The organism is Pseudomonas sp. K5002 (assembly GCF_013386655.1).
Lineage (GTDB): Bacteria > Pseudomonadota > Gammaproteobacteria > Pseudomonadales > Pseudomonadaceae > Aquipseudomonas.
Genome location: NZ_JACARK010000622.1, coordinates 1 through 3,900 on the forward strand (window position 1 = coordinate 1; position 3,900 = coordinate 3,900).

The 3,900-nt window shown below is 62.1% G+C and carries 5 protein-coding genes, 1 other RNA gene and 1 pseudogene; 4 read left to right on the forward strand and 3 right to left on the reverse strand.

Annotation, left to right across the window (positions count from 1 at the left end; all coding sequences use genetic code 11):
- From ubiH to HX846_RS24865, 3 genes are all read right to left on the reverse strand, one after another.
- Positions 1-966, reverse strand: a 966-nt coding sequence (gene ubiH / locus HX846_RS24855; protein ID WP_178966291.1) for a 2-octaprenyl-6-methoxyphenyl hydroxylase, incomplete at its 3' end; no start/stop codon positions are given.
- On the reverse strand, positions 963-2,285 hold the full coding sequence (pepP, locus tag HX846_RS24860) for a Xaa-Pro aminopeptidase (protein WP_102370134.1): 1,323 nt from the start codon (positions 2,283-2,285) through the stop codon (positions 963-965). The genes ubiH and pepP, both read right to left, overlap by 4 nt.
- 20 nt (positions 2,286-2,305) lie before the next feature.
- Positions 2,306-2,863 (reverse strand): YecA family protein, encoded by a 558-nt coding sequence (locus HX846_RS24865; protein WP_003213952.1) that lies wholly within the window; start codon positions 2,861-2,863, stop codon positions 2,306-2,308.
- A gap of 139 nt (positions 2,864-3,002) precedes the next feature.
- Here HX846_RS24865 and HX846_RS24870 point away from each other — a divergent pair, with 139 nt between their 5' ends.
- The 4 genes and pseudogenes from HX846_RS24870 to HX846_RS24885 all read left to right on the forward strand — a co-directional run.
- Complete coding sequence (locus tag HX846_RS24870) at positions 3,003-3,212, forward strand: TIGR02449 family protein (protein WP_003213954.1); 210 nt, start codon at positions 3,003-3,005, stop codon at positions 3,210-3,212.
- Positions 3,209-3,526: a cell division protein ZapA gene (locus HX846_RS24875; RefSeq protein WP_003213956.1), complete on the forward strand. Its 318-nt coding sequence runs from the start codon at positions 3,209-3,211 to the stop codon at positions 3,524-3,526. The genes HX846_RS24870 and HX846_RS24875 overlap by 4 nt, the downstream gene beginning before the upstream one ends.
- A gap of 30 nt (positions 3,527-3,556) precedes the next feature.
- Positions 3,557-3,735: non-coding RNA, 6S RNA (ssrS, locus tag HX846_RS24880), on the forward strand.
- A gap of 56 nt (positions 3,736-3,791) precedes the next feature.
- Positions 3,792-3,900 (forward strand): annotated as a pseudogene (locus HX846_RS24885) (5-formyltetrahydrofolate cyclo-ligase); the annotation flags it as partial.

The following is a 3,900-nucleotide window of genomic DNA, read 5'->3' on the forward strand; positions in this document are numbered from 1 at the left end:
AATCGCCGGCCCGGCCAGCAGCGCCTCGGCCAACGCGTAGGCATCCCGCAGGGACAGGTTGAAGCCCTGACCGGCAATCGGGTGCAGGCTGTGGGCGGCATTGCCAAGTACGGCCAGATGAGAGCGCACTTGTTCTTCCGCTTCCACGAGCGTCAGCGGGTACAGGTGGCGCGCACCGACTTGCTTGAGGGTGCCCAGGCGGTAGCCGAACACGCCCTGCAGTTCATTCAGGAAGCTGCGTTCGTCCAGCTCGGCCAGGCGCTTGGCGTCCATGCCGATGCGGGTCCAGACCAGCGCGCAACGGTTGTCCGGCAACGGCAGCAAGGCCATCGGGCCTTCGTCGGTGAACCGCTCGAACGCCTCGCCGTTGTGGGCCTCGCTTGGGGTGATGTTGGCGATCAGGGCGCTCTGGTTGTACGGCCGCTTTTTAACGCCGATGCCCAGTTGCTCGCGCAAACCTGAGCGACCGCCATCGGCCAGCACCGCGAGGTCGCACTCCAGCACGGTTTCGTCATTGAGGGTCAGGCGGTAGCCATCGGCAAGCGGCTCCATGCGCGTAACTTCCGCCGGGCAACGCCAACTGACCACGTCCTTGTCCAGCCCTTGCCACAGGCATTGGCCCAGCCAGGCGTTTTCCACCACGTAGCCAAGCGCCGGCACACCCTCTTCCATGGCCGACAGGCGCGCGGTAGAGAAGCGGCCACGGTCCGACACATGAATCTGTTTGATCGGCTCGGCGCGGCGAGAGATTTCCTGCCACACGCCCAACCGTTGATAGATCTGCCGCGCGCCAAAGGACAGCGCTGAAGAACGCGCGTCATAGCTCGGCTGGTAGCTGTCGCCGGGGGCAAACGGCTCGATCAGCACGATCTTCCAGCCCCGGGCCTTGGCCCCGGCCTGCAAGGCCAATGCGAGGCTGGCACCCACCAGGCCGCCGCCGATAATCGCCAGGTTGACCCGGCTCATCGGGCGCTCGCCATCAATGCTTCGATCTCGGCGACGGACTTGGGCACGCCACCGGTCAGAATTTCACAGCCTTGCTTGGTCACCACCACGTCGTCCTCGATGCGTACGCCAATGCCACGCCATTTCTTCGCCACGTTCTGGTTGTCCGGCGAGATGTAAATCCCCGGCTCCACGGTCAGTGCCATGCCGACTTCCAGCACCCGCCACTCGCCGCCGACCTTGTATTCGCCGACATCGTGCACATCCATCCCCAGCCAGTGGCCGGCGCGGTGCATGTAGAAGGCTTTATAGGCTTCACTGGCGATCAGTTCGTCGACATCACCCTGCAACAATCCCAGCTTCACCAGCCCGGCAGTGATCACTTGCACCGTCGCCTCGTGGGCCTGGTTCCAATGCTTGTTCGGGGCGATTTCAGCAAAGGCGGCCTCCTGGGAAGCCAGCACGATTTCATAAATCGCCTTCTGCTCGGCGGAAAACTTGCCGCTCACCGGCCAGGTGCGGGTGATGTCGCTGGCGTAGCAGTCGATCTCGCAACCGGCGTCGATCAGCACCAGGTCGCCGTCCTTGAGCACCGCGTCATTCTGCTGGTAATGCAGGATGCAGCTGTTGCGCCCCGAGGCGACGATGGAACCATAGGCCGGCATCTTCGCCCCGCCCTTGCGAAACTCGTAGTCGAGCTCCGCTTCCAGGCTGAACTCATGCAACCCGGCGCGGCTGGCCTGCATCGCCCGTACATGGGCCGCGCAGGAAATCCGCGCCGCCTCGCGCATCACCTTCACTTCTGCCGCCGATTTATACAGGCGCATGTCATGAAGCAGATGATCCAGGGCAACAAATTCGTTCGGTGGCTGGGCGCCGAGGTGCGCTTTAGAGCGGATCACGTTGATCCACTCCATCAGGTGCCGGTCGAATTCGGCATTGCTGCCCATGGCCGAATACACCCGGTCGCGGCCTTCGATCAGGCCGGGCAGGATGTCGTCGATATCGGTAATCGGGAAGGCGTCATCGGCGCCAAAATCGCGAATCGCGCCTTCGGTGCCCGCTCGCAGGCCGTCCCACAGTTCGCGCTCGGCATTGCGTTCGCGGCAGAACAGCACGTACTCGCCGTGCTGGCGGCCGGGCATCAGCACGATCACCGCCTCCGGTTCGGGGAAGCCGCTCAGGTACTGGAAGTCGCTGTCCTGGCGGTAGACGTGCTCGACGTCACGGTTGCGGATGGCTACCGCGGCCGCCGGCAGGATGGCGATGCTGTTGGGTTCCATCTGCGCCATGAGCGCCTTGCGGCGCCGGGTGTATTCCGCTTTGGGGATATGGATCATGGGCAGATGGGCTTCCTTTCTTAGTGCAGCGACGGCTTGGGTGCAGCGGGCTCAGCCGATTTACGGGTCTCGGTGAACAGCAGCAGCGGCGCGACGCGCAGGTATTCCATGACTTCCATGTAGTCGCTTTCGCCGTCTTCGGACTCTTCCAGGGCGTCTTGCACCTGAGAGATGGCGGCCAGGTCCTGCAGCACTTCCTGGGCATCGGTGCTCAGGTCGAGGCCGCCGGCGTTCACGCCGAAACCGTGGAGGAAGCCTTGGCACCATTGGCCCAACGCGGCGGCGCGCTCGGTGAGCGGCGCGTCATCGGTAGGCAGCAGCAAGACGACGGTGACGTCATCACCGGTCAGCTCGCCTTTAACCATCTCTTGCAGGCCGATGAGCGCATTGCGCACGTTTTCGGTAGGCTCGGTTTCCAGCAGCTCGGCGACGTCGGCCAGCCAGTTGTCGGCATCAAAGCCGACACCGGTGCAGCTGCGGCCCAGCAGCACGCCGTGCAGTTCGGCAGGCGAGCAAGGATGACCGCTGGAACTCAGCAGTTTGGAAAAAGCATCGTACGGGGAGTTCTGAATGGGCATGGTGAGCTAGGCGCCAGACGGCGCAATGTCTAGAATGAAGCGCTGTATCCTAGCATCGGCAGACGTACCAAGACTATCAAGGGCGTCAGATCGTTTATCCAGCAGTTGCCATTCATCAGACAAAATCCAGTGGAACCCAATGGAAGACACCGACCTGCAAGCGCTGATGGCCAGACTCGAGCTGCTAATTAACCGGGTCGAGCAACTTAAGAGCCAAAACGGACTCCTATTAGCTCAGGAAAAGACCTGGCGCGAGGAACGCGCTCACCTCATTGAAAAAAACGAAATCGCCCGGCGTAAGGTCGAATCGATGATTTCGCGCCTGAAGGCCCTGGAGCAAGACTCATGAGTTCAAGCAATAGCGTCACCGTGCAGATTCTCGACAAAGAATATTCGATCATCTGCCCCCAGGAAGAACGCAGCAACCTGGTGAGCGCTGCCCGCTACCTGGACGGCAAGATGCGCGAAATCCGCAGCAGCGGCAAAGTCATCGGCGCCGATCGCATCGCCGTGATGGCCGCCCTGAACATTACCCACGATCTGCTGCATAAGCAGGAACGGCCTGACGTGCAGGCCAGCGGCTCGACGCGCGAGCAGGTGCGCGACCTGCTGGAGCGGGTCGATCTGGTACTTTCTACCGATCCAGAGCCACCCAAGGGCTGATTGCGGCGTCGGTTTCGGGTATACTCGCCCCACTCCCTGGCGTGCTTGCCAGTCGGCGATGTCCCTGAGCCGATTCGCACTACCCTGGAAGTTACACGTTGGGCTGGTGTGCATGTCCGCTAGACGGAAAGCCTTAAAGCCTACTGTTTCTTCCACCTTGAACTTTCGGGTTCAAGGGCTAAGTCGACAGCGGTTCTGTCGGGGAGCCTGATTCCCAAATCCAATGCCAGTCCCAGGACTGGCATTGTTTTATGAGCCGAAAACCATGACCGAACCTGCGCCGCTTTCACGCCCGCAACTTCGACGCATGCTGCGCAAAGCCCGCCGCGCCCTGACGCCAAGCGAGCAACGCCAGGCCGCCCTGGGCCTGTATC

Bases quoted from the DNA above. Each gene is read 5' to 3' on its own strand.
- pepP (WP_102370134.1), bottom strand. From the start codon at position 2,285: ATGATCCATATCCCCAAAGCGGAATACACCCGGCGCCGCAAGGCGCTC.
- HX846_RS24865 (WP_003213952.1), bottom strand. From the start codon at position 2,863: ATGCCCATTCAGAACTCCCCGTACGATGCTTTTTCCAAACTGCTGAGT.
- HX846_RS24870 (WP_003213954.1), top strand. From the start codon at position 3,003: ATGGAAGACACCGACCTGCAAGCGCTGATGGCCAGACTCGAGCTGCTA.
- HX846_RS24875 (WP_003213956.1), top strand. From the start codon at position 3,209: ATGAGTTCAAGCAATAGCGTCACCGTGCAGATTCTCGACAAAGAATAT.